Annotated in this window: 1 protein-coding gene; it reads left to right on the forward strand. The window is 61.7% G+C overall.

The features are described 5' to 3' along the window. The first annotated feature begins 59 nt into the window (after positions 1-59). Complete coding sequence (locus tag ACX80X_RS21150; protein WP_459310389.1) at positions 60-1,733, forward strand: flavin-containing monooxygenase; 1,674 nt, start codon at positions 60-62, stop codon at positions 1,731-1,733. The last annotated feature ends 60 nt before the right edge of the window (positions 1,734-1,793 follow it).

The following is a 1,793-nucleotide window of genomic DNA, read 5'->3' on the forward strand; positions in this document are numbered from 1 at the left end:
AGTGTTCCAAATTGGGACACCGGGTCGTGGTTCTGCCACTACAGACTGGTGTTTACAAGGTGAATTATCTCACAGTGCTCTACAAGTCGGAGGAAGACATCATGGACAACGCCGTCCCCGGGAAGACCTATCAGCTCGATGCGCTCGTTGTTGGAGCAGGCTTCGGTGGTATCTACATGCTGCATAAGCTGCGCAACGAGCTCGGTCTCGACGCCGTAGCGATTGACCGTGCCGGGGGTGTTGGGGGAACTTGGTTCTGGAACAAGTATCCGGGCGCGCTTTCGGATTCTGAGAGTTTTGTTTACCAGTACTCTTTTGATCGCGACCTCTACGAACAGACTCCGTGGAACACGAAGTACGTGCCCCAGGCCGAGATCCTGGCGTACCTGAATGGCGTCGTGGACCGCTACGACCTGCGGGAGCATGTCCGGCTTGAAACTGGCATGACTGACGCTGAGTTCGACGAGGCCTCCGGCACCTGGACCGTGCGGACCGACCGCGGAGTCACGTTCCAGTCCCGCTTTCTGGTCACGGGCCTCGGCCTGCTCTCGGCCACCAATCTTCCGAAGTTCCCCGGCATGGAGACCTTCGCGGGCCGGCTGGTCCACACGGGTGCCTGGCCGGAAGACCTGGACCTCGCGGGCAAGCGGGTGGGTGTTATCGGCAACGGTTCAACCGGTAATCAGGTGATCACCGCCACAGCCCCGGTAGCGGCCCATCTGACCTCCTTCCAGCGCACACCGCAGTACAGCGTGCCGGCGGGCAACCGCCAGCTGACGGCGCAGGAACACCGTGCCCATCGGGAGAACTTTGAGGCGAACTGGGAACAGGTCAAGAACTCCTCGGTGGCCATGGGTTTCGAGGAGAGCGCCGTTCCAACGTTCAGCGTTTCCCCCCAGGAACGCGAACGGATCTACCAGCGGACCTGGGAGGAAGGCGGGGGGTTCCGCTTTATGTTCGAGACTTTCTCGGATATCGCCACGGACCAGGACGCCAACGAAGAGGCTGCGAAGTTCATCCGCCGCAAGATCGCCGAGATCGTCACGGACCCCGAAACGCGCCGGAAACTGACACCGACCGATCTGTACGCCCGCAGGCCGCTGTGCGATTCGGGCTACTACGAGACGTTTAACCGTCCAAACGTCTCCCTCGTGAACGTCAAGGAAAACCCGATCAAGTCGGTGACCGAACAGGGCATCGTCACCGCCGACGGCACCCTGCATGAACTGGACGTGCTCATCTGCGCGACCGGTTTCGACGCCGTGGACGGCAACTATGTCCGCGTCAATATCCGCGGCCGCGATGGCGAAACGTTGAAAGAGCACTGGGCTGACGGGCCAACCAGCTATCTGGGCATGGCAACCAGCGGCTTCCCCAATATGTTCATGATCCTGGGCCCGAACGGGCCGTTCACCAACCTTCCGCCCTCCATCGAGACGCAGGTCGAGTGGATCAGCGAAACCATCAGCCACGTCTCGACCTCCGGCACGGGCTGGATCGAGGCCAAATCCGAAACCGAGGCCGACTGGACGGAGACGTGCTCGGATATCGCCCACCAGACACTCTTCCCCCAGGCCGCCTCGTGGATCTTTGGCGCCAACATCCCCGGAAAGAAGCGCACGGTCATGTTCTACCTCGGTGGCATCAAGCAGTACCGGTCCATCCTCGCCGACGAGGCCTCCAACAAGTACCCGAACTTCGCAACCGACGCCGACATCCTGACCCCGGCCTGATCAGCACCACCACCGCCGGCCCGGGAAGGACAGCCCGCCAAGCCATCCTTCCCGGGCCGC

Source organism: Pseudarthrobacter sp. MDT3-1, from assembly GCF_054510755.1.